The organism is Promicromonospora sp. NPDC060271 (assembly GCF_042726755.1).
In the GTDB taxonomy this organism is placed as follows: Bacteria; Actinomycetota; Actinomycetes; order Actinomycetales; family Cellulomonadaceae; genus Promicromonospora.
This window is the reverse complement of the sequence record NZ_JBHXBG010000005.1, coordinates 18656-40094: the sequence shown is the minus strand read 5'-3', so window position 1 is coordinate 40094 and position 21439 is coordinate 18656. Positions and strand designations below refer to the sequence as shown.

The window sequence follows — 21439 nt, the reverse complement described above, 5'->3', positions numbered from 1 at the left end:
CAGCGCCTCGCGGGGTGGTCGCCGTAGGAGGTCAGGAGGCGGCGTCGATCGCGTTCTGGACCTCGTCGATGAAGCCAGCCGCCGCCTCCTCGACGGACATCTGGCCCAGCAGCACCTGCTCGTTGTAGCGGCCGATGATGGTCTGCACGTCGCTGGCGCCGTTCGGCGTGACCGGGGAGCCCGGTCCGGACTCCTCGCCCATGTCCTCCGTGAAGTCGACCACCAGCTGGTTCGCCTCGTCGAGCGAGCCTGCGACGGCGTCCTTCATGACCGGATTGACCGGGACGCCGCGCTCCACCCCGAACAGCTCGGCGACGCGCTCGTCGCTGTTGAGGAAGTTCACCAGCAGACCGGCCTCGGCCGGGTGCTCACTCCTGGACGAGACCGACCAGTACATCGACGGCTTCAGATACTGGAACCCGTCCTCGGTCGCGTCGTCCGTCGGCCAGTTCGCGATCGTGTACTCGAAGTCCGGTGCAGCCGCCTGGTAGGAGGGAAAGGAACCGGCCGCGATGAACATCATGCCGACGCCGCCGGTGACGATCGAGCTCTGGTCGAGGGGAACTCCGCTGGTCTCGGCCCACTCGGCGGCAGACGCCGAGGCGCCCGAGTCGATCCAGCTCCGCTCCAGGTCGAAGTAGTCCTCGACGGTCTTGGCGCTGATGGCGACGTTGCCGTCGGCGTCGAACAGCTCGTCACCGTGCTGTCGCGCCCAGATCCGCAGGCTGAACGTGTCAGCCCCGAAGAGGTTGACGCCGCGCACCTCTCCGCCCGAAGCGTCGGAGAGTGCCTCCGCCGTGGCGTTGAACTCGTCCCACGTCCACGACGTGGTGTCGGGCAGCGGCACGTCGTACTTCTCGAACAGGCTCTTGTTGATGATGACGCCGTTGGGCGCCGCACCGATCGGCAGGCCCAGCAGCTGCTCGCCCACCCGACCCGAGTCGAGCACCGAGTCATCGAGGTCGTCCGTCTTCAGGACGCCGGAGAGAGACTCCAGGTCCGTCAGGGCGCCCCTTGCTCCGTAGGAGGCGAGGTAGACCTCGTCGAACTGCATCACGTCCGGGGCTTCGCCTCCGGCGGTCGTCGTCGCCAGCCGGTCCCAGTAGCCGCTCCAGTCGGCGAACTGCGGTTCGACGGTGATGTTCGGATGGTCTGCCTCGAAGAGCTCGATGGCCTCCAGCGTGGCCTGCGTCCGGGCATCCCCGCCCCACCAGGTCATGGAGATCGTGACGTCCTGCTCAGAGAGCTCGACATCGCCACTTCCGGTAGAAGCGATCCCGCAGCCCGCGAGGAGCATGCCGACGGCTGCCAGCGCCGCCATCCCCGCGCCCTTGTGTATCCGTCGCATTAAAAACTGCCTTCCGTGTCAGCTTGACGTGAAATGGGTGGTGCTCGATGGTTCGGCGTCTACTTCCCGCCGGTCGTCGCGATCCCTCGCAGGAGGAACCGCTGGCCGAGCAGGAAGACGAAGAACACCGGGACGAGCGATACGACGCTCATGGCGAACAACGCGCCGAAATCTGACTGCGACTGCGCGTCGATGAACGAGCGCAGGGCGACAGGCACTGTGTATCCGTCGGGTTTGGTGAGGAAGATGAGCTGGGAGAAGAAGTCGTTCCAGGTCCAGATGAACGTGAACACCGCGGTGGTGGCGATCGCCGGCACCATCAGCGGCAGCATGATCTGCAGATAGATGCGCGCGTGCCCGGCTCCGTCGAGACGAGCCGCCTCGTCGAGCTCACGCGGAATTCCACGGATGAACTGCACCATGAGGAATATGAAGAACGCGTCCGTGGCAAGAAACTTGGGCACGATCAGCGGCAGGAAGGTATTGATCCATCCCAGCTGCGCGTAAAGCACGTACTGCGGAATGATCAGGACATGGATCGGCAGCATGATCGTCACGATCATGATGACGAATGCGACCGGCCGCCAGGAGAAGTTCAGGCGCGCGAACGCGTAGGCCGCCATCGAGCACGAGAGGATGTTCCCGACGACCGACCCCGCCACGACGATCGCGGAATTCAGAAGATACGCGCCGAAGGGGCGCTGCAGGGCGTTCCAGCCATCGGGGTAGTGCGAGAAGTCGAACGTGTCGACGAAGAGTCCCGAGCTCGTGAATATCTCGCTGTTGGGCCGGACCGAGCTCGCGAGCATCCACAGGAGCGGATACAACATGACCAGCACGACGACGATGAGTACGCCGTGCGTCGTCGCGCTGCGTATCGAGGAAGGGATCTTTCGCTGGCGATCAGTCATTGTAGAAGACCCAATACTTGGAGAGCCAGAAGTTGATCGCCGTGAACGCCCCGATGATGATGAGCAGCAGCCACGCGAGGGCCGAGGCGTAGCCCATTCTCAGGCCGGCGAATCCCTCCTGATAGAGGTACAGGGAAAAGAAGAGGGTCGAGTCCGCCGGCCCACCGCTGCCGTTGGAGATGATGAAGGCCTGTGTGAATGCCTGGAACGATCCGATGATCCCGAGAACCAGGTTGAAGAAGATGATCGGGCTCAGCAGCGGCAGGGTGATCGAGCGGAACCGTCTCCACCTGGACGCCCCGTCGACCTGTGCCGCCTCCTGAAGCTCTGACGGAATCTGGCGAAGGCCCGCGAGAAAGATGACCATGGGCGAGCCGAAGGTCCACACGTGAAGCGCCATGATGGTGCCTAGTGCTGTGCTCGGCTCGGCGATCCATGCCGGCCCCTGGATGCCGAACAATGCCAGGAACGAGTTCAGAAGGCCCTCGGCACCGAAGACAAGTCGCCACAGGACCGCGATGGCCACACTCCCGCCCAGCAGGGACGGGAGGTAGAGCACCGACCTGTACAGCGGGAGGCCACGGAGGCCCCGGTCGAGGACGACCGCGATGCCGAGAGCGACAGCAAGCTGGATCGGCACGGACACGAGGACGTAGGTGAACGTCACTCCGAGGGACCGGGCGAGGCGCTCGTCGCCGAGCATGCGCTGGACGTTGTCGAGGCCGGTGAAGACCGGGTCCTGGAGCAGGTTGTAGTTGGTGAACGCCAGGTAGAGCGACACCAGCATCGGACCGAGCGTGATGCCCACGAACCCCACGAGCCACGGCGCGAGGAACCCGAGCGCGGCCCGACCGTCGGCCTTCGCGCTCTTGTCACCGGTCCCACCCGCACGGCGGGTACGCAGCTGGCGAAGCTCGCCGAGTGCGCTCATCGCGGGCACCGCCTTGTCGCAGGTCGCGCACCCGACAGGTGCGGCAGCGGGAATCGACCGCAGGATCGTGAACGGCGCCGCAGCGGCGTGATCGAGCTCAAGAGACTCCCTCCTCCTTGAGGTCGCAAGACCCGTGACGGCCGCTTCGGCGACACGGGTGGTGATACGTATCGGTGGTGATACGTATCGCTATGCTGTACGCAACGATGACCGGTGTCAAGACGGTCGCCAGGCCCACAGGGCGGGCACACTGGTGCGACCGGGAAGACCACGAGGGGAACGGACGATGGCGGAGCGCGCGACCAGCCGCGATGTCGCACGCCTTGCAGGCGTGGCACAGTCGACGGTTTCGTACGTCCTCGCGGGGAAGGGGTCGATCTCGGCCGAGACGCGCGAGCGGGTGCTGCGCGCCGTCGAGGAGCTGAACTACCAGCCCAATCTCGTGGCGCGAGCGATGCGCACGAGGCGCACAGGCCGCGTCGCCGTGGTGATGGGACTGCCCATCTACAACCCCGTACACATGCTCGCCGGTGCGGGTGCCGCGGCAGAGCACGCCGGCTACACCATGGAGGTCCACAGCGTCGACGGCCACATCGGGCTCCGTAGCCGGCGCGTGCTGGAGCTGGCCGGATCAGGAGAGTTCGAAGGCGTACTGTCCTTCGCCCCCGTGGAGCCCGGCCTCGAGACCAAGGCTCCGCCCGATGTTCCGATCGTCACGTCAGCGAACTTCGACGACGAGATGCACTCCGCGGGTGAGCTCGCCGATGCCACTCCGGTGCGGCTGTTCATCGAGCGCCTGGCCTCTCTTGGCCACAAGCGCTTTCTGCACGTCGCGGGGCCCTCCGACTTCCTTTCCGCGCGAGCGCGAGAACAGGTGTTCATCGAGACGGTCGAACGCCTCGGGCTGGAGTCGCTCGGAGTCGTCGGCCACGGCTGGACGGGCGAGATCGGCGTCGAGGCGGTGCGAGCTCTTCCCGACGACGCTCCCCCGGTCGCCGTCCTCGCCGTCAACGATCTCGTGGCGGTCGGAGTGATGCGCGGCGCCGCCGAGCGTGGTTGGAGCGTGCCCGGAGACCTGAGCGTGACCGGGTGGGACAACTACGACGTCGGTCCGTTCCTGTCCCCCTCGCTGACCACGGTGGACAACAACCGGGCCGAGGCCGGCCGCCGAGCCATGCTCCGCCTCGTCGCGGCACTGCGCAAGGAAGCGCCGCCCGAGTACGAAGAGCCGCTCAACCAGATCATCTGGCGGGAGTCGATCGCCTCCCCCGACACACAGGCAGGACGGCAGTAGTAGCCCCCGGGCGACCTGGTGTCCCGCGGACAGCGGAGACTCATGCGGCCCGCGCGCCGGTAGCCCTGCCACGCGACACCGTCCCCCCTTCCTCGACAAGGTCGAACGCGTCTCGTCGCCTACCTGACGCCGCGCGGTTCCGCCCCTGCGGCCACAACCGCCGGCGAACCCAGGGCCTGACGCCGACCCGACGGCACGTCGGCGAGCGCCACGGGCGTTGGTCACCGTGCGCGCACGACTGGGACGTGATCGCCTTGTCGGCCGGCGGTGGCCGTGGTGGATTAATTTCGGCAACACTGTTACCGTTATATGTATGGACGCTGCGACGGACGGCACGGGCTCGCGCTTCGTTGAGGTGGGGGGCCTGCGGGTGCACTACAAGCGCGCCGGAGGTGGCCCGACCCTCCTCCTCCTGCACGGGTCGGGATCGTCGCTGGACACCTTCGATCCCATCGCGGAGCGCCTGGCACCGCGGGCGGACGTGCTGCGGCTGGACCTGCCCGGGTTCGGGCTGACCGGCCCCCGACCCGATCGCGACTACCGCATCAGCACCACCACAGGCACGGTGCGGCGCACCCTGGAAGAACTTGGCATCTCCCATGCGGTCGTTGCCGGGAACTCGCTGGGCGGGAACATCGCCTGGAACCTCGCCCTGGACGCGCCCACCCTGGTCGACGCCTTGGTGCTGATCAACGCGACCGGCTACCCCGGCAAGAAGCCACCACTGGTGATGCGACTGGCCCGCAGCCGGGTCGGCCGAGCGGTCATCCGGCTCAGCAGCGGTCGTGCCGCAGTCGAACGCAACCTGCGGACCAGCGTCGGGCCCGGCTCGCGTGATGCCGTGACGCCCGCTCTGGTCGACCGGGTACACGCGATGCTGAACCAGCCGGGAAACCGCGAGGCATTCATCGACTTTGCCAGGACCACTCAGCTGGACCGCTCCGCTCTGATCCCCAAGATCACCGCGCCGACGCTCGTGATCAGCAGCCACGGCATGGACGGGCAGCATTTCGCCCGTGACCTGCCGCAGGCCATCGAGCTGGTCCATCCCACCGGCGGCCACCTGCTGCCCGACGAGGATCCCGACTGGGTCGCCTCGGCGATCGAGCGCTTCCTCGACTCCCTCGACCTCAAGGACGGATCACGATGACCTTGCCGTACTTCACCGCCCGCGGTGAGACCGTCGTACTGAACGACGCCTTACGCGCCCAGGTCCGCGGAGACTTCGTACGGTGCAGCGAGGGACTCACCCAGTACGAGCTGACCGGGCCCGCAGAAGGACAGCTGGTGCTGCTGGTCGGGGGGCTGACCATCCCGCTGGACTACTGGGACCCGATGGTCACCGAGCTGCACGAACGCGGCTACCGCACCCTCACCTACAGCGGGTACGGGCGCGGGTACTCCGACCGGGTCACCGCGTCGTACGACGAGTCGCTGTTCGTGCGCCAGATCCAGGACCTCGTCCACGGGTTGGGAGTGGCGCCACGGCATGTCATCGGCAGCTCAATGGGCGCGGTCGTCGGCATGCTGTACGTACTGCAGGCCCGGTCGACGGTGTCCAGCCTGGTGATCGTGGGGCCGGCCGGCCTGCTGGCCCGCACGCCCTCGATCACCGCGCTCCTGCGGATCCCGGTCATGAACCGGCTGCTCGGCTCCGCACTGGGACACACGCTGCTGGAGGGGCACCTCAGCCACAACCTGCGCGACCCCGCCCAGGTCGAACGACTCGCCGCACTGGTCCGACCGTGCTACCAGGTCGAAGGCTCGATCTACGCGTTGTGCGCCACCCTCACCGACTTCGCACTGGCGCGCCGCCAAGACCTCTACCGCGCCGTGCGGGACTGCGGGCTGCCGACCATGCTGCTGTGGGGCGATGAGGACCAGGTCACCCCGGCAGACCGCTGGGACGAAGCCATGGAGCTGCTGGCCCCGACCCAGGCCGAACTGATCCGGCGGACGGGGCACATGGTCTCCTTCGAGCTTCCGGAGCTGACGGCACAGCTGTTCACCGATTTCGCCACCACCCATCAGGGAGCACAACCATGAGCGACGACCCGATCGACGTGCTGGTCGTAGGCGCCGGCCCAGCAGGAACCACCCTGGCGATCGACCTGCGCCGCCGGGGGCACACCGTGCGGATCATCGACGCGTCGAGGGGCGCGTTCGACGGATCCCGCGCCAAAGGCGTCCAGCCCCGCACCTTGGAAGTGCTGGAGGACCTGGACGCGATCGACGACGTGCTCTCCGGAGGCAGCACCTACCCGCTGATGGGAATCCACCTCGGCCCGCTGACCGCCCCGTGGCCGATGAACAAGATCCGTCAAGCTCGCCCCGGAGTCCCCTACCCGAACACGTGGCTCATCCCGCAGGACCGCACCAACGCCGCCCTGCACGCGAGCCTCGGTCGCCTCGGGGTCGTCGCAGAGTTCGGGAAGACCCTGACAGCACTGACCCAGGACGACGAGACCGTCACGGCGACGATCCACCAGTCCGACGAACCCCCCGGCGCACCCGAGCAGATCACTGCCCGGTATCTGGTCGGGGCCGACGGGGCGTCCAGCCGCGTGCGCAAGGCCCTCGGCATCGAATTCTCCGGCAGCACCGACGACGCTGACCGGGTCATCATCGCTGATGCCGAGACCTCGGGACTCTCGCGGAACCGCTGGCACATCTGGCCGGGCCTAGGAAAGACGTTCGTCGGAGCCTGCCCGCTGCCCCACTCCGGGACATTCCAGTGGATGATCCGGATCGGCCCGGAGGAGACCCCCGACCTTGGTCACGACGCCATACGCCGGCGCATCGCGGACCGGATCGGCTCCAAGGTCTCGCTGGGCGAGATCTCCTGGACATCGGTGTTCCGCCCGAACATCAGGCTCGCCGGCTCCTACCGGGTAGGACGTGCGTTCATCACCGGGGACGCTGCCCATGTCCATACGCCTGCCGGCGCCCAGGGCCTGAACACCGGAATCCAGGACAGCTACAACCTCGGCTGGAAGCTCTCCCAGGTCATGGCAGGGGCGCCCGCCGCACTCCTGGACTCCTACGAGGCCGAACGCAGGCCGATCGCCGCGGCGGTCCTGGGGCTGTCCACCAAGAAGTACGAAGGGCTCGGCACGCTGGACCTGTCCAGCATCACCCGCGGTGACGCCGAGCAACAGCTCGGAATCAGCTACCGCCACAGCCCGCTGACCGGTCCGGACGGCCAGACACGGCGGCTGCAGGTCGGCGACCGGGCGCCCGACGCGCGCCTGACCACGACTTCCGGCACGCCACGACGCCTGTTCGACGTCCTGCACGGACCACAGTTCACACTCATCGGTTTCGGCGCGGCCACCAGCACCGATATCGCTGACGTGGCATGGCCTGATGCTGGTGCCGGCCTGACGCGGATCGTCATCACCGCCGAGGCTTCCACCCACCTCGGGGATCCCGCGGTTCTCCACCTCGTCGACACCCTCGGAGAGTTCGCCGACGTGTACCGGCCGGACCCCGGGACGCTCCTGTTGGTCCGACCAGACGGATACCTCGCCGCGATCATCGATCGCACCACTGCGGCTGCCCTCACCGCGGCGACCGCGCCCCTGCACCCCTCTCTGCAGACCCACGAATAGGGCGGCTGCCACGTAGATGAGCGACAACCACTACAGCCCCGTGCGGGTCCCTTCCGCGAAGCAGGCCTGCCCATGACGCGCACCCTCCTGCGTGGAGCGCGGATCATCACCCTGGGTCAACACCGCCCCGACTGGGAGCACGCGGACATCCTCATCGAGTCAGACACGATCCTCGAGGTTGGTCCCAGCCTCGACAGCACGGGTGCGGACATCATCGACCTTGACGGTCGGATCATTCATCCGGGCCTGGTCAACGCGCACCTGCATACCTGGCAGACCGGGCTGCGGACGATCGGCACGGACTGGACCCTGGCCCAGTACCTCGCCAACACGCACGGCACGATCGCCCACTACTACCGGCCCGAGGATATGCGCATCGCCGCTCTCGTCGGCGGTCTGGGGCAGATCGACTGCGGCATCACGACCATCGGCGACTGGTGCCACAACAACCCTTCCCCCGCCCATTCCGATGCCGCCATCGAGGGCCTGGTGGAATCCGGCGTCCGCGCTGTCTTTCTGCACGGCGCCCCCTACACGAGGATCGCCGCCGACTCCGCCCGCGAGATCGACCGACTGCTGAACGGACCCGGCCGACGACACGACCTGCTCACTATCGGCATGGCGATCCGCGGCCCCCAGCTCTCCTCCGCAGGACGCGCCATTGACGACCTCCGCACTGCACGGGAGCGCGGCATCATCGCATCGATGCACCAGACCGGTGGCGTGATGAAACCTGCCTGGGCGCAGGTGCGCGAACAGTGCCTGTTCGGCCCGAACGTGAACATCGCCCACGGTGCCGGCCTCAGCGACGAGTGGGTGGAGATCCTCGTCGACGCGGGCGTCACATTCACCAGCACGCCGGAGAACGAGCTCGGTCAAGGTCACTCCGACCCGGTCACCGCCCAGCTGCTACCCCTTGGCGCCGCACCATCCCTGGGTACCGACACGGACTGCGTCACCAACGGTGATCTACATACCTCTGCACGGATCGCGCTGGCGTACCAACGAGGGGCCGGTCACAACAAGCACCGCCAGGAAGTCGGGATTTTCTCTCCCACGACGCCGGTTACGAGTCGCCAGGCCCTGGAATGGGCGACCATCGAGGGCGCCCGCGCACTGGGTCTTGCCGACCGCGTCGGCCGGATCGAACCCGGGATGCAGGCCGACCTCGTCGTCCTCGACCCTCGTACGATCACCATGTGGCCCGCCACCGACTGCATCGCCGCGGCCCTGAACGCGCACCCCGGGACCATCGAGGCCGTGATGGTCGCCGGCCGGTGGCGCAAGCAGCACCACGCCTTGGCCCGGACCGATCTACCCCACGTACTGGACGCTCTCGAGGAGTCGAGCGACCGCATCATCGAGAAGTTCGAGAGCCCTGACCTGCTCACCCGGGCACGGCAGCGGGCCGTGGACCGCATCGCGGGCCACCGGATGCGCAAACAGCTCGGCACGCCCGTCAGCCGCACGTCGCAGCCGCACCGGAGATAGACGGAGTCCGAGCCGCCCTCCGATCAGGCCACCGCTCTGCCACGCTCCACGCTCAGCCCGGCGATCAGCCAGTCCAGCGCCGTGCGGAACTCGTCGACCAGCTGCTGATAGGGCAGCACGTCCGCGGCGGCGACCGTGGCAGGAAAGGTCGCCGCGTCCAGGTCGCTGAACACCGATCTGATCTGCTCGTGGTCGGTCTCCGACTCCGCCTGCAGCTGCGCCGCGAACCCGATCACCAACCGAGCCAAGGTCGCGTAGGTACGGGCCGCATCGGAGGCGGAGAACCCGTTCGCCAAGAGCAGGGACAACACCCGCTCCCGCAGGGCCAGAGCGTTCGGACCGGTCGGGACGTGCTCGACCAGCAGGGAGGCCACGCCTGGGTGCGCAGCAAGGGTTTCGAACAGCGTGACCGCAGTCGCTCGGCACACCGCCTCCCAACCAGCCGGCTCGGAGGCATCTCCATCTCCCAGGGCCGAGAAGTCGGCGTCACCCAGCACTTGGTCGATCACCACGGCGATGAGGTCCGATCGCCCGGGCACCGCCCGGTACAGCACCGCGACCCCGCTGTTGAGCCGGGCGGCCAACGCCCGCATCGTCAACGCCTGTGGCCCGCCCTCGTCCACCAGCTCCAACGCCGCGTGCGCGATCCGTTCCAGAGGAACTCGAGGACGGCCTCGCCCTCGCCCGCTCGAGGTCAGACTCACTGGGCTCACGGCCACCACCCTATTCCACAGGTGATGGACGCCGATGTCGAAGGGCGCCGATCGAGCCTCACGAGGCCACTGTCCGCATCCGTCCCCCGGACCCAATGAAGAATCTGCGGGCCGGGTGGCATCTCCCCAGTCCGGGAAGCTGCCGCCCGACCTCCTTGATCGCTAGACGTTGAGCTGTGCATGCCGGTCCTGACCTGGGGGTTTGTCGCCGGCCGTGGGCCGTTGGGACTTCCCTGGGACTTCGGGACCAGTCTGGGTTCGAAGTCGCCGGCCGAGGACGGCCGACACGGCGGGCGCCCCGGTGGGACCCCTCGCCTCTACGCACGACGGCTGTCGTGCACTCACCCACAATAGCGGCGGCGCCCTAGGTCGAAAGGAGTTCGCCGAGCAGGGTCACGACCCGTTCGGCGGTGCCCCACGACAGCGTGACCCCGGCCCCGCCGTGGCCGTACGCTGCCACCACAGGAACCCCATGACCCGGCACAGCCTCCACGCGAACCGTCGGCCGCGCAGGCCTGAGCCCGGCCGCATGACCCAGGACCCGCTGCCCCTCGAGCTCGGGAACCAGCTCGGTCGCCCGGGCAAGAATCGCGGCCGCCACGTCCTCGTGGACCGTCACGTCGGACGAGCCCTCGACAGCGACTCCGCCGAGGACGACATCGGCACCCCGAGGAAAGACGTACGTGAGGCCGCCCGGATTATCGCTGTCCGTGATCCAGTCCGTCAGACCAGGATTCGACAACCGCACGATCTGCCCACGCACGGGGACCACGGACCGGTCGTCGCCCAGCAGCTCACCTGAGCGCAGTCCCGCCGCGACGACCACCGCGTCCGCGGAACCGGCCGGCTCCGCGACCGTCGTGACTGCCCTGCGCTCGAAGGCGACGCCGAGACTCTTGAGCTGCCCGACCAGCCAGGGAAGGTAGTCCGGGATGGTGATGAACGGGAGGGTGACTCGAACACCGGACAGCACACCCGCGGGAAGCCGATCCGGCAGCACGTCGACCGCCTCGGGGAACAAGCTCGCCCAGGAGCGGTCCGGGTCCGGCGTCCGCTCCAGCACGGTTCCCGAGCGCCGCACCACCCCCGCCTCCGGCACGCGGAGAAGCTCCTCGAACCGGGCGAGGGACCGTTCGAGGAGCAGGTCCGCGGCGGCGGACCGCTCGCTCCGGTACGGGAACCACAGCGCGGCAGACACCGCGGAGACCGTGTCGGCCGTGTCCACGTCAGCCACGATCCGCACCCGATGACCCGCCCGCGCCAGCTCGTACGCGATCGAGAGCCCGACAACGCCCGAACCGACGACGATCATCTGAGACATTCCCGCATCCCATCTCCCCGGGTCTCGGTGCAGGGAACTATGAGGAGCCTAGTCCTCGCGATTCCTCAGCTAGATGCCGCCGCCCTGTTCCAGCAGCAGGGGAGGCGGCGCGGGAGGTGAGTGCGTAGCCGATCAGGTTCACCTCGAGTGTGCGCCGCCATACGGCCACGTCCATGTCGAGCAGGTCGCCGTCGCGGCCCAGCACGTCCGCGGAGACGTCGGCGCCGACGTTGTAGAGGCCGTCGACTCCCCCGAACTCGGAAACAGCCCTGTCGGTCCCGCCTGGGTCAGCGGATGCAGGAAGCGTTCACCCGGATCAGCGGTGCCGCCACCCAGATCGGGCTTACCGCTCCGGGCTTCCTGCACCCGCCAACACCTGACCAGCCTCGGACCCCAGCCACGCTCCAACGCATCGGCCACGGCCAGCGTCCGGACGCGAGCGACGACCTGCACCTGTGACAGCCGGCTGTCAGGATCGGTCGCGGACCCTCGCCGATGACAACCGTCGCGCTGCTCGACGCCGCGCCCCCATCGGGACCGGCCGGCTGTGTCGCTTAGGGCAAGTTTCGCAGCTCGTCCGACGCCGCGTCAGCCGCAGTTGCCCCAGGAGCCCGTACGCCCGCCGGTCCCGACGGCGCCGGAGGCGTTCACGACCTCTCCCTTGTACTTGACGCAGATGCCGGCGGCGTTGCTGATCCAGGCCCCACCTGCGTAGCTGTTGTACGAGGCCGACGCGTCGTAGATCGACCGGCCGTCCTGCAGCCACAGGTACGCGCCGATGCCACCGGTGCTGCTACCGAGGGAGCTGCGCGTGATGACGCAGTTCGTGCCGCCGTTGGCGGACGAGTACCACAGTTCCACCCGACCGACCTGGGTCCCGTTGGGCAGCTTGACGGGGGCCTGGGCAACGATCGCCCCCGAGCAGCTGGACGAGATGCCCTCCGCCGCGCTGGCGGGTGCGGCGAACAGGACGGTGGTGCAGATCGCGGCCATGACGGCAGCGACGGGACGGGTCAGTCGCACGAGGTCTCCTTTGATCGGGTGCTTGGCCCTGACCAGGGCCGTTGCTGACGGAACCATAGCGCAAGGTGGCCGGCAGGCCGCCGCTGCCCAGGCCCACTCCGAGGGCCACGCCTTGCCCGCTCGCCACCGACGTTCTTATGGGCGCAGCGCGTCCGTCACGAGCCCGAGCAGGCGCTGGATCCGGGCGTCGTCGACCTCGACGGGCATGAGTGCCCCGGCGGCGAGCAGCACGACGTCGTCGGCGACCACGTCGGAACGTATGCTCCCGGCGCGGGCGCCCGCGTCCAGGATCGGCGTGATCGCGGCGGCGAGCCGACCGCGCCTGCCCGCGACGTCGGACTGCTGTGCGGACTCCAGCATCCCCTGGCGCAGGGCGTCGAGCATGCCCCGCTTCGTCGTCGCGAGGCGCGCGAACTGCCCGAGCCACTCCCGCAGGGCCTCGTCGGCCGGCATCCGCTCGAGGAGGTTTCCGGCCTGGGCGACCAGGTCCGTGAGCTGAGCCTCGTACACCGCGGCGGCGAGCGCCTCCTTGGTCGGGAAGTTGCGGTAGAGCGTTCCGATCCCTACGCCCGCCGCGCGGGCGACGGCTTCGAGCGAGAAGGGCGCGTCGCCGTCCGCGAGCGCGGTGCGGGCGGCGTCGAGCAGCGCTTGGCGGTTGCGCTGGGCGTCGGCGCGGCGGCGGCGCGGGGCGGTGGGGTGTGACATGTCATCCATAGCGGAGGGGCCTCCGGTTGTGGCATCCTGGCTTTACCGGAGGTCCCTCCGGTACTGCTCCATCGTCTCACGAAAACATCCGACGGAACGTCCCACGGAAGAGGAACCCGATGTCTGACGACCTTTCCCGCCGCGCCCCCGCCCGGCCCGGCGGCACCTACCCCCTCGCGGGCCGCGAGGTCGCGCGCGTGGGTTACGGCACCATGCACCTGACCCGCCTGGACGACGCCGCGGCAGCCAGGACGCTGCTGCGCCGCGCCTACGAGCTGGGCGTGAACCACTTCGACACCGCCGACTTCTACGGCGACGGCGGGGCCAACGCCCTCCTGGCCGACGCGCTGGGCTCCCAGCCCGACATCGTCGTGGTGACCAAGGTCGGTGCCCGCCCTGCGGCCCGCGGGCCGCTGCCGATGATCGCGGCCCAGCGGCCCGAGGAGCTGCGCACCCAGGTCGAGGACAACCTGCGCACCCTCCGCGTCGACCACCTCGACGTCGTCAACCTGCGCCGCATCCCGGCGGGCACCTTCCCCATGCCCCCGTCACAGGTCGTGCCGTTCGACGACCAGCTCGCGGCGATGGTCGCTCTGCGCGACGAGGGCGTGGTCGGCCACCTCGGCCTGAGCACGGTCAGCGCCGACGAGCTGCGCGCCGCCCTTCCGGCCGGGATCGTGACCGTGCAGAACCGGTACAGCCTCACGGCACGCAAGCACGAGCCCGTGCTGGCCATCGCCCGGGCCGAGGGCATCTCGTGGGCGCCGTACTTTCCGCTGGGCGGCGCCGTCCCGGGTGCCGCGAAGGTGACCCACGAACCCGTGGTGCAGCAAGTGGCCGCCGAGATCGGAGCGACACCCGCGCAGGTGGGGCTCGCGTGGCTGCTCCACCACTGCCCCAACACGCTGATCATCCCGGGCACGACCTCGATCGACCACCTCGAGCAGAACGTCGCCGCCGGCTCGATCGAGCTGTCTCCGGATCAGATGGCACGCCTGGACGGGATCCGGCCCGCAGCCGGGGTCCGCGGGTTCCTCAGCCGCCTGCGGCGCCCCTGAGCCCGGCACTCTCCACCCGGCAGAGCCTAAAGGGTGTTCTCCTGACCGGGCCGCGGCCCGGAACCACACGGTCCGGCATACCGGTGCTGCGGGCGCGGGTACGGGCCCAGTGGTTGGCGGCACGACTGCGAGAGGTTCACGCCGGGCGAGCCGGTCACGTGTGACCTGGTCGTGTTCCACGAATCGACCCAGCGTGCCCGAACCAGGTTCCGGCCCGGTGACGCGTTCATCGCCTCGGGGCACGTCAACGCCTTCGACGTCACCCGCGATGGACAGACTGTGCAGTGCGAGGAGTTCGTCGCACGCAGGCTTGGGCACGACGCGGCCCGCACCCGGTACAAGGTCACCCGCACCCGCCGCCGCCTCCGGCCGGCCATCGCACCAGCTGTACAGGACGGTTCTGGACGTGCCTCATGAGCGGCCCCGACGGAACATCCGGCGCCGACCCGACCGAAGCTGACCTGCCCTACTCAGGCCCACGAGACGAGCGTCTGGCCAGACGGGACGATGCGCCGAGCGATCCCTCCCAGATCTCGCCGCCCCGATCCCGTGGGGGAACGGGTGGCCTCAAGAGGCCACTTCTGTCCACCACGGTCCCGAGGGCCTGGAGACGTTGTCGCAGGTCAACCGACATCCGGCCTGGCCAGAAGACCAGGTCGGACCCCGGCCGACACTCAGACGTCGAACTGTGCATACCGGTCCTGACCTGTGGGTTTGCCGCGGGCCGTGGGCCGTTGGGACTTCCCTGGGACTTCGGGACCAGTTTGGGATTCGAAGTCGCCGGCCGAGGACCGCCGACACGGCAGGCGCCCCGGGTGGGGCTCCTCGCCCGTACGCACGGCTACTGCCGTGCGCCCCTTCACGATGGCGGTGGTGCCGGACGACACCAGTTGGCGCGATCTCAGGTCGCGCCGTGACCGGCCGTGGCTTCTCCGCGACCGGCCCCGACCCTCGCTCAGACCTGGTTGGTGCCGCCGTCGACGTAGAGGTTGTTGCCGACGACGTAGCTGCTCTCTTCCGAGGCGAGGAACGCCACGACCGCGGCGGCCTCCTCGGGCTGCCCCATCCGACCCTTGGGCACTGTCGCAGCGACCTGCTCCTTGATGGCCTGGGCGGTCTCCTCGTCACCGAAAGCGGCAGTACCCCCGGGCGTCTCGATCCAAGCCGGCGAGACGACGTTGACCCGGATGCCGCGCCCCTTGAGCTCGTTGGACCAGGTCCGCGCGAACGACCGGACCGCGGCCTTCGACGCCGAGTACGCGCCGAACGCCTCCATGCCCCGGTCGGCCGCCGTGGAGCCCGTCAGGATCACCGAGGCCCCGTCGTTGAGCAGTGGCAGCGCCTTCTGCACGGTGAACAGCGTGCCCCGCACGTTGATCCCGAAAATCTGGTCGAAGTGCTCCTCCGTGGTCTGCTCCAGCGTCACGAACGAGGCGACCGCCGCGTTTGCCACGAGCACGTCCAACCCTTTCCCACGCGCTTGGACCGCCGCGTAGAGGCGGTCCAGGTCCGCCAGCTTCGCGATGTCGCCGACCACGGCTGTCGCCCGGTCGGGCCCGATGGACGTGACGGCGGCCTCCAGCTCGGCTTCACGCCGCCCCGTGACGAACACGTACGCGCCCTCGTCCGCCAGCCGCACCGCGGTCGCCAGGCCGATGCCGCTGCTGCCGCCGGTCACGACCGCTGTCTTGCCCTCAAGCTGTCCCATGTGGATCTGTCCTCGTATCACTCGTCGCGGAGTCCTGTTGCACCGATCCTGCGGGACCGCGACGGTATGATCCATAACGGATGGTCCACGATTTCTTACTGATGATCCAGGGGTTGAGCAGTGCTCGGTTTCAGTGATCCGGTGGCTGACGCGATCGGCCTGCTCCGGCCCCGCACGGTGCTCGAGCCCAGCCTCCGGGCCGTCGGTGAGTGGGCACTGAGCTTCGACGCGTTCCCGCACGTGCGGATCGGCGGCCTGGTTCGCGGCACGTGCTGGCTGATCCTCGACGGGCACGAGCCCGTACTCCTGCGCGAGGGTGACACCTTCATGCTGGGCAACCCGCCGCACTACGTGCTGGCCAGTACGCTCGACGCGAGCCCACGCCCTGCGGAGCAGGCCTGGGCAAGGGCCGAGAACGGGTTCGTGCGGATCGGCCCGGAGTCCGAGGACGACCTCTACCTCTGTGTCGGGCACATCGCATTCGACGACAACAAAGCGTCCCTCCTGACCGATCTCCTGCCGCCGCTCGTGATCGTCCGCGCGGCCGATCCACGCGGCAACGCATTGGGGCAGCTGATCGCACTGCTGGCCACCGAGGTCGAGGCCACCGCCGCCGGCGGCCCGCTGGTGCAGAACCATCTCGCACAGGTCCTGCTCGTGCACATGCTGCGTGCGCACGCCGACCAGACGGATTGGCCCTGCGGCTGGCTGGGCGCCCTGAACGACGACGGCATCGGCGCCGCCCTGCGTGCCGTGCACGCGGACATGGCCCACTCCTGGAGCCTTCAGGAGCTCGCCGAGATCAGCCACATGTCGCGTTCCGCGTTCGCCCAGACCTTCAAGAGCCACGTCGGCGTCCCGCCCCTGGAGTACGTGATCCAGTGGCGCATGAACCTCGCCCGGGACGCCCTCGCCCGCGACACCCTGTCCATATCCGAGCTGGCACGGGCCACGGGCTACCAGTCCGAGAGCGCTTTCAGCACCGCGTTCCGCCGAGTGGTCGGCTCGTCACCCGCGAAGTTCCGGGCCCAGGCACGCCGCTCGGTCGGCTAGTGCTACCGCCATGGTGGTGACGAGCACGAGCACTCTGGTCCTGTCCATGTTCTGCCGGCGTCGTCGGCACGTGTCGGACTTCCCGCCATCAGGTGCCGGCGCCGCTGTCGAGCAGCCAGTGGTAACGCATCCTGAGGGCACGCTCGACCGCGCCGACCGCGGCCGCAGCACCGAGCGTGATGTTGAGCCAGAGCGGCAGGTTCACCGGTGACTCGAAGGTGCCGATCGTGTCCGCGATCGGCGGGATCTGCGAGATCGGCCCGGCGACCTCCAGCAGGTTCACTCCGACGCCGATGAGCAGTGCGAGGACCGACAGGGCACCGATCAGACGGCTGGCCCCGGGGTGCTCGCGCGCAAAGCGCATCCGGCGTCCCTCGGCCGATGCCGGATCGGGTACGAGCTGATGCTCGCTGCCGTCATGGGCGACAAACGTGCAGCGGCGCATGCCCGCCTCGCTCGTCCGGACCTCGATGACGCCGCCCTCGACGGGAAAGCGCGCCGGCACGCGCGACTCCGCGTGAAGGCGGCCGTCAAGGTAGAGCCGCGCCATCACCTCGCCCGTGTTGAGATCGCCGCCGTGCATGACCTCGACGCTGTGGATGACGACCCGTCCACCGGCTGGCAGCGAGATCGAGAGCACCGAACGCCTCAGCAGGTGCCACCAGCGGAAAGGTCTCAAAGGGCGCCCGTCGCCGGGTTTCACTCGTCGCGAGAGGCGCCGATCGTTCCAGCTGGGCATCGTCGTCACCCGACCACGGGTCGCTTGATCAGTACGGCGATCTCGAGTGACTGGCCGGCGCCGACGCTGGGGACGATGGTCTGTACGACCTCCCAACCGTCACGGCCGTAGACGTTGAGGTCCTCTTCGATCTGCTGGTAGTCGAACCCCTTCCAGGCGAGCTTGTAGGTGAGGATCTTGTTCTCCCAGGCTGTAGTCATGCCGGGACTCCCTTTCTGTGTCGTGCTGGTGGACAGGTCGTGGCACAGGCGTCCTCGGCCACGTCGGCGTAACAGGTACTCCACTCCGCCGGCGCGGGGGTAGGTGCCTGCGCGGTCCTGGCCGCCGCCAACGTCGTCATCGCGTCGTTGCCGCCGTCGAGGTGGTTGTGGCGGACCGGTCGCCCGCCAGGGCGGGCGCTCCGGCGGCAGCGCACACCGCGGCCACCAGGCCGACGGCCAGCGTGACCACGATCCCGCGACGTGCACCACGACCAGCCCCCGAGGTCGGTCTGACCAGTCTTCACGGGGTCCGGTGCGTCGCCCAGTGACGAGTCATCACCGGCGCCCAGGAGGTTCGTCGTCCCGACCCATGACATGTGTCACGCCGGCCGCGGCGCACGACTCCCGGAGCGCCGCCCGCCGCCGCACACCTACAGTGGGTGCGTGCCACGTACCTACCGTTCTGCCGTACGAGAGCAGGCCACCGCATCGACCCGGGCCGCCATCCTGGACACCGCGGAGGCGCTCTTCGCCGAGCACGGCTACCCGCGAGTGACCATCGCGCGGATCGCGCAGGAGGCCGGGGTGGCGCAGGGCACCGTCTACGCGTCCTTCGGGAACAAGCTCGCCCTGGTGCGCGGGCTCACCGAGCGCGCAGCGGAGGACGACCGCATCAGCTCCGCGCTCTCCGCCATCGCGAAGGCGTCGGACGGCGGCGAGATCGCCGGCCTGGCCGCACGCAGCACCGGCGACGTCGTCCGGCGGCACGGACGCCTCATGGCCGTACTGGTCAACAACGCCGCGGCCGACACCGAGATCGGCGAGATCTTCGCCGGCACGAACCGGTTGCTGCGCGAACGGTTCCGCCTCATCGCCGCTCGGCTGGCCGCCGTGGGGGCGTTGCGCCCTGGCATGACGACCGCCCGGGCGACCGACGTCCTGATGTACTACCTGAGCCCCGAGTCCTGGTTGCGGCTGCGTGGGCTCGGCTGGGGCTGGCCCGCGTGCCAGGACTGGCTCCGGCGCGAGCTGCTCTTCGCGCTGTGCGGGGACCTGGACGACGTCGCCGACGAGTCGCCCAGGGCAGATTCGATGAAGTAGTACGCTAATCAATATGCGGATACTCTTCTCAAGTACGCCCGCCCACGGTCACCTGCTGCCCCAGCTCCCGCTGGCGCGCGCCTTCAAGAACCGTGGTGACCAGGTGGCGGTCATGACCGCCGGTCTCTTCGCTCCGGTGCTGGACCCCGAGGGCATCGAGCTGTTTCCGGTCGGCCCCGGCGCGGACGTCCTCTTCGCGGAGTCGGCCCGCCGTACCGGCGTCGACGCGGCAGCGAACCCCACACCGGAGGCCGTCGCGGAGTTCTTCGCCGGCACCCGGATCGACCTGACGGCGGACGATGCCCTGGCCGCCGCCCGGACCTTCGCGCCTGACCTGATCGTGGCCGAGGCGATGGACTTCGTCGGGCCGCTGGTGGCGGCGGCGCTGAAGGTCCCGCTGGCGACGCTGGCCTTCGGGCCGGCGATCCCCGCGGAGTTCACGGACGGGACCAGCCGAGTGGCCACCGTCCGGTACACGGAGCGCGGGCTAACGCCCGTCCCTGCCCGGTGGTACCTCGATCCGTGCCCGGACCTGCTCCAGCCGCCCGGCTGGGACGCCCCGCAGACCCGGCTGCCGCTGCGGCCGGAACCGCACCAGGGCCCCGGTCCGACGGCGGTCCCTGCCGCCGTTCCCGAGCGCGGCCACGGACCCCGCGCGCTGGTCACGTTCGGCACCCACTTCTCGGACCCTGCAGTCCTGATCCCGATCCTCACCGAGCTTCGGGACGCGGGCGTGGACCTGGTGGTCACGCTCGGCCTGACCACACGGACCGAAGACTTCGGTGCCGCGGGCGAGGGTGTCACATTCACCGGCTTCGCCCCGCTGGCCGAGCTGCTGCACGACGTCGACCTGGTGGTCACCCACGGCGGCGCCGGCACCACTCTCGGCGCGCTGGCCCGCGGCCTGCCGCTCGTCGTCGTGCCACAGGGCGCCGACCAGTTCCTCCAGGCGGCAGTGGTCGAAGCGTCGGGCGCGGGCATCGCCGTGCAGCCCGGGCCCGACATGCCGCAGGCCGTCGCCAAGGCGGTCGGAACACTGCGCACGGACACCGCATACGCCCACGCGGCCCGCGCCGTGGCCCAGCAGATCCAGGCCATGCCAACACCCGCCGAGGTCGCGGAGCAACTGGCCGACACCCTGAGCTGACACCACGGTCGTTACCCGGCCGGTTTTTGGCATGCGCGCTGCCCTGCCCCTGCATCACACCGGGCAGGGCAGCGCGCGACCCGTGCGGGCGGCTCATCGGTCAGACGGCCGACGTGCCCGTGCGCACGGTCCGAGCCGGGCGCGACCGCTTGGCGCGCTCCACGCGCCAGACCAGCACGACGACCAGGACGTTCATCACCATCAGGATGATGACGGAGGCGCCAGGCCCCGAGCCGGCACCACGGTCGACCACCGACGAGCCACCCCCGGCGAAGAGGGCGTTGACGATGCCCGCGAGCACGTTGTTGGAGACGTGGAAGGCCATCGCGGCCTCCAGCCCACCGCTGATCAGACCCATGAACGCCGTGCACGCGGAGATGACGAACACGTAGCTGACGAACCACGGGTCCAGGGACACATGGACCAGCGCGAAGAGCGCCCCGGAGACAACGATGCCGAACACCACCGCGAGGCGCGCGCTCTGGAAGAAGGACCCGGCAGCGGGGACGACCCCTCCCCGGAAGGCTATTTCCTCACCCGCCGACTGCAACGGGGTGGCCAGGAGAGTGGCCACGAGGATGGCGATGGTGGGTGCCCCGATCTCGAACACGCCCCATCCGGTCGACTCCGGCGCGATGAGTGCCGTCACGAGGAGGGCAAGGCCGACCAGGCCCGCAGCCCCCAGGAGATAGACACCCAGACGACGCGGGTCGAAGGCCCGCCTGTGCCGGAACACCGCTCGCCACGGCACTTTCGCCATGCCCGCGACCAGCACCGTCGAGAGCACAGCGGTGATAGCGGTGCTGACGCCTGACGCGGCGATCGTGAGCGGTGTCAGTGCGGGCTTGTTCGGGTCTGCCGGGCCCTCGATCAGGACGACCACCTGGAAGACGATGACCTGGACCACGAGCAGAATGACCGGGATCGCGATCAGGACGACCAGGGACTTCCAGGGCGCCATGCGGAAGTGGATGCCGAAAGGACGTTCGGGAATCGTCCCGGGCAACGGGCCCGTCACTGTCCTGTTCCCGACGGCTCTGGTATGCACACGATGAAGAACCTTTCTTGAGAGGGATCGACTGATC

At 69.0% G+C, this 21439-nt stretch carries 20 protein-coding genes; 9 read left to right on the top strand and 11 right to left on the bottom strand.

Annotation, left to right across the window (positions count from 1 at the left end; genetic code table 11):
• Positions 1 to 31: 31 nt before the first annotated feature.
• The 3 genes from ACFWE2_RS01635 to ACFWE2_RS01625 are packed head-to-tail and all read right to left on the bottom strand — an operon-like array spanning position 32 to position 3190.
• Positions 32 to 1348: an ABC transporter substrate-binding protein gene (locus tag ACFWE2_RS01635; RefSeq protein WP_377222458.1), complete on the bottom strand. Its 1317-nt coding sequence runs from the start codon at positions 1346 to 1348 to the stop codon at positions 32 to 34.
• 59 nt (positions 1349 to 1407) lie between these two features.
• Positions 1408 to 2259: a carbohydrate ABC transporter permease gene (locus ACFWE2_RS01630; RefSeq protein ID WP_377222457.1), complete on the bottom strand. Its 852-nt coding sequence runs from the start codon at positions 2257 to 2259 to the stop codon at positions 1408 to 1410.
• Positions 2252 to 3190, bottom strand: a complete 939-nt coding sequence (locus ACFWE2_RS01625) for a carbohydrate ABC transporter permease (protein ID WP_377222456.1) — start codon at positions 3188 to 3190, stop codon at positions 2252 to 2254. The genes ACFWE2_RS01630 and ACFWE2_RS01625 overlap by 8 nt, the downstream gene beginning before the upstream one ends.
• A gap of 286 nt (positions 3191 to 3476) precedes the next feature.
• Between ACFWE2_RS01625 and ACFWE2_RS01620 the strand changes: the two genes are divergently transcribed.
• From ACFWE2_RS01620 to ACFWE2_RS01600, 5 genes are all read left to right on the top strand, one after another.
• On the top strand, positions 3477 to 4484 hold the full coding sequence (locus tag ACFWE2_RS01620; protein WP_377222455.1) for a LacI family DNA-binding transcriptional regulator: 1008 nt from the start codon (positions 3477 to 3479) through the stop codon (positions 4482 to 4484).
• A gap of 226 nt (positions 4485 to 4710) precedes the next feature.
• Positions 4711 to 5634: an alpha/beta fold hydrolase gene (locus ACFWE2_RS01615; RefSeq protein WP_377222454.1), complete on the top strand. Its 924-nt coding sequence runs from the start codon at positions 4711 to 4713 to the stop codon at positions 5632 to 5634.
• Positions 5631 to 6530 carry an alpha/beta fold hydrolase gene (locus ACFWE2_RS01610; protein ID WP_377222453.1) on the top strand — a complete coding sequence of 300 codons (900 nt, stop codon included), beginning with the start codon at positions 5631 to 5633 and terminating at the stop codon, positions 6528 to 6530. Before ACFWE2_RS01615 ends, ACFWE2_RS01610 begins: the two co-directional genes overlap by 4 nt.
• Positions 6527 to 8095, top strand: coding sequence for an FAD-dependent monooxygenase (locus tag ACFWE2_RS01605; RefSeq protein ID WP_377222452.1), 1569 nt, complete (start codon positions 6527 to 6529; stop codon positions 8093 to 8095). Before ACFWE2_RS01610 ends, ACFWE2_RS01605 begins: the two co-directional genes overlap by 4 nt.
• Before the next feature lie 72 nt (positions 8096 to 8167).
• Positions 8168 to 9586 carry an amidohydrolase family protein gene (locus ACFWE2_RS01600; protein ID WP_377222451.1) on the top strand — a complete coding sequence of 473 codons (1419 nt, stop codon included), beginning with the start codon at positions 8168 to 8170 and terminating at the stop codon, positions 9584 to 9586.
• 23 nt (positions 9587 to 9609) lie between these two features.
• On the opposite strand, the gene ACFWE2_RS01595 is transcribed toward ACFWE2_RS01600, so the two are convergent.
• The 4 genes from ACFWE2_RS01595 to ACFWE2_RS01580 form a co-directional block, all read right to left on the bottom strand.
• The gene (locus ACFWE2_RS01595) at positions 9610 to 10299 is read right to left on the bottom strand and encodes a TetR/AcrR family transcriptional regulator (RefSeq protein WP_377222450.1); all 690 of its coding nucleotides are present in this window, start codon (positions 10297 to 10299) and stop codon (positions 9610 to 9612) included.
• Positions 10300 to 10663: 364 nt separating this feature from the next.
• Positions 10664 to 11620, bottom strand: a complete 957-nt coding sequence (locus ACFWE2_RS01590; protein ID WP_377222449.1) for an FAD-dependent oxidoreductase — start codon at positions 11618 to 11620, stop codon at positions 10664 to 10666.
• A 588-nt stretch (positions 11621 to 12208) separates the two neighbouring features.
• The gene (locus ACFWE2_RS01585; RefSeq protein ID WP_377222448.1) at positions 12209 to 12643 is read right to left on the bottom strand and encodes a hypothetical protein; all 435 of its coding nucleotides are present in this window, start codon (positions 12641 to 12643) and stop codon (positions 12209 to 12211) included.
• 135 nt (positions 12644 to 12778) lie between these two features.
• Positions 12779 to 13348 (bottom strand): TetR/AcrR family transcriptional regulator, encoded by a 570-nt coding sequence (locus ACFWE2_RS01580; protein WP_377222447.1) that lies wholly within the window; start codon positions 13346 to 13348, stop codon positions 12779 to 12781.
• Positions 13349 to 13467: 119 nt separating this feature from the next.
• Here ACFWE2_RS01580 and ACFWE2_RS01575 point away from each other — a divergent pair, with 119 nt between their 5' ends.
• Positions 13468 to 14406 carry an aldo/keto reductase gene (locus ACFWE2_RS01575; RefSeq protein ID WP_377222446.1) on the top strand — a complete coding sequence of 313 codons (939 nt, stop codon included), beginning with the start codon at positions 13468 to 13470 and terminating at the stop codon, positions 14404 to 14406.
• A 955-nt stretch (positions 14407 to 15361) separates the two neighbouring features.
• Here ACFWE2_RS01575 and ACFWE2_RS01570 read toward each other — a convergent pair.
• Positions 15362 to 16114 carry an SDR family NAD(P)-dependent oxidoreductase gene (locus ACFWE2_RS01570; protein ID WP_377222445.1) on the bottom strand — a complete coding sequence of 251 codons (753 nt, stop codon included), beginning with the start codon at positions 16112 to 16114 and terminating at the stop codon, positions 15362 to 15364.
• A gap of 141 nt (positions 16115 to 16255) precedes the next feature.
• Between ACFWE2_RS01570 and ACFWE2_RS01565 the strand changes: the two genes are divergently transcribed.
• Complete coding sequence (locus tag ACFWE2_RS01565) at positions 16256 to 17167, top strand: AraC family transcriptional regulator (RefSeq protein ID WP_377222444.1); 912 nt, start codon at positions 16256 to 16258, stop codon at positions 17165 to 17167.
• Positions 17168 to 17255: 88 nt separating this feature from the next.
• Here the strand turns inward: ACFWE2_RS01565 and ACFWE2_RS01560 are convergent, their stop codons facing one another.
• Both ACFWE2_RS01560 and ACFWE2_RS01555 read right to left on the bottom strand, forming a co-directional pair.
• Positions 17256 to 17807 carry a hypothetical protein gene (locus ACFWE2_RS01560; protein ID WP_377222443.1) on the bottom strand — a complete coding sequence of 184 codons (552 nt, stop codon included), beginning with the start codon at positions 17805 to 17807 and terminating at the stop codon, positions 17256 to 17258.
• A 104-nt stretch (positions 17808 to 17911) separates the two neighbouring features.
• On the bottom strand, positions 17912 to 18106 hold the full coding sequence (locus ACFWE2_RS01555) for a DUF4177 domain-containing protein (protein WP_377222442.1): 195 nt from the start codon (positions 18104 to 18106) through the stop codon (positions 17912 to 17914).
• 444 nt (positions 18107 to 18550) lie between these two features.
• Here ACFWE2_RS01555 and ACFWE2_RS01550 point away from each other — a divergent pair, with 444 nt between their 5' ends.
• Both ACFWE2_RS01550 and ACFWE2_RS01545 read left to right on the top strand, forming a co-directional pair.
• Entirely contained in the window at positions 18551 to 19207 is a 657-nt protein-coding gene (locus ACFWE2_RS01550) for a TetR/AcrR family transcriptional regulator (RefSeq protein ID WP_377222441.1), read from the top strand.
• Positions 19208 to 19220: 13 nt separating this feature from the next.
• Positions 19221 to 20354, top strand: coding sequence for a glycosyltransferase (locus ACFWE2_RS01545; protein ID WP_377222440.1), 1134 nt, complete (start codon positions 19221 to 19223; stop codon positions 20352 to 20354).
• A 100-nt stretch (positions 20355 to 20454) separates the two neighbouring features.
• Here ACFWE2_RS01545 and ACFWE2_RS01540 read toward each other — a convergent pair whose 3' ends face one another.
• Positions 20455 to 21315: a CPBP family intramembrane glutamic endopeptidase gene (locus ACFWE2_RS01540; protein ID WP_377222439.1), complete on the bottom strand. Its 861-nt coding sequence runs from the start codon at positions 21313 to 21315 to the stop codon at positions 20455 to 20457.
• Positions 21316 to 21439 lie beyond the last annotated feature (124 nt).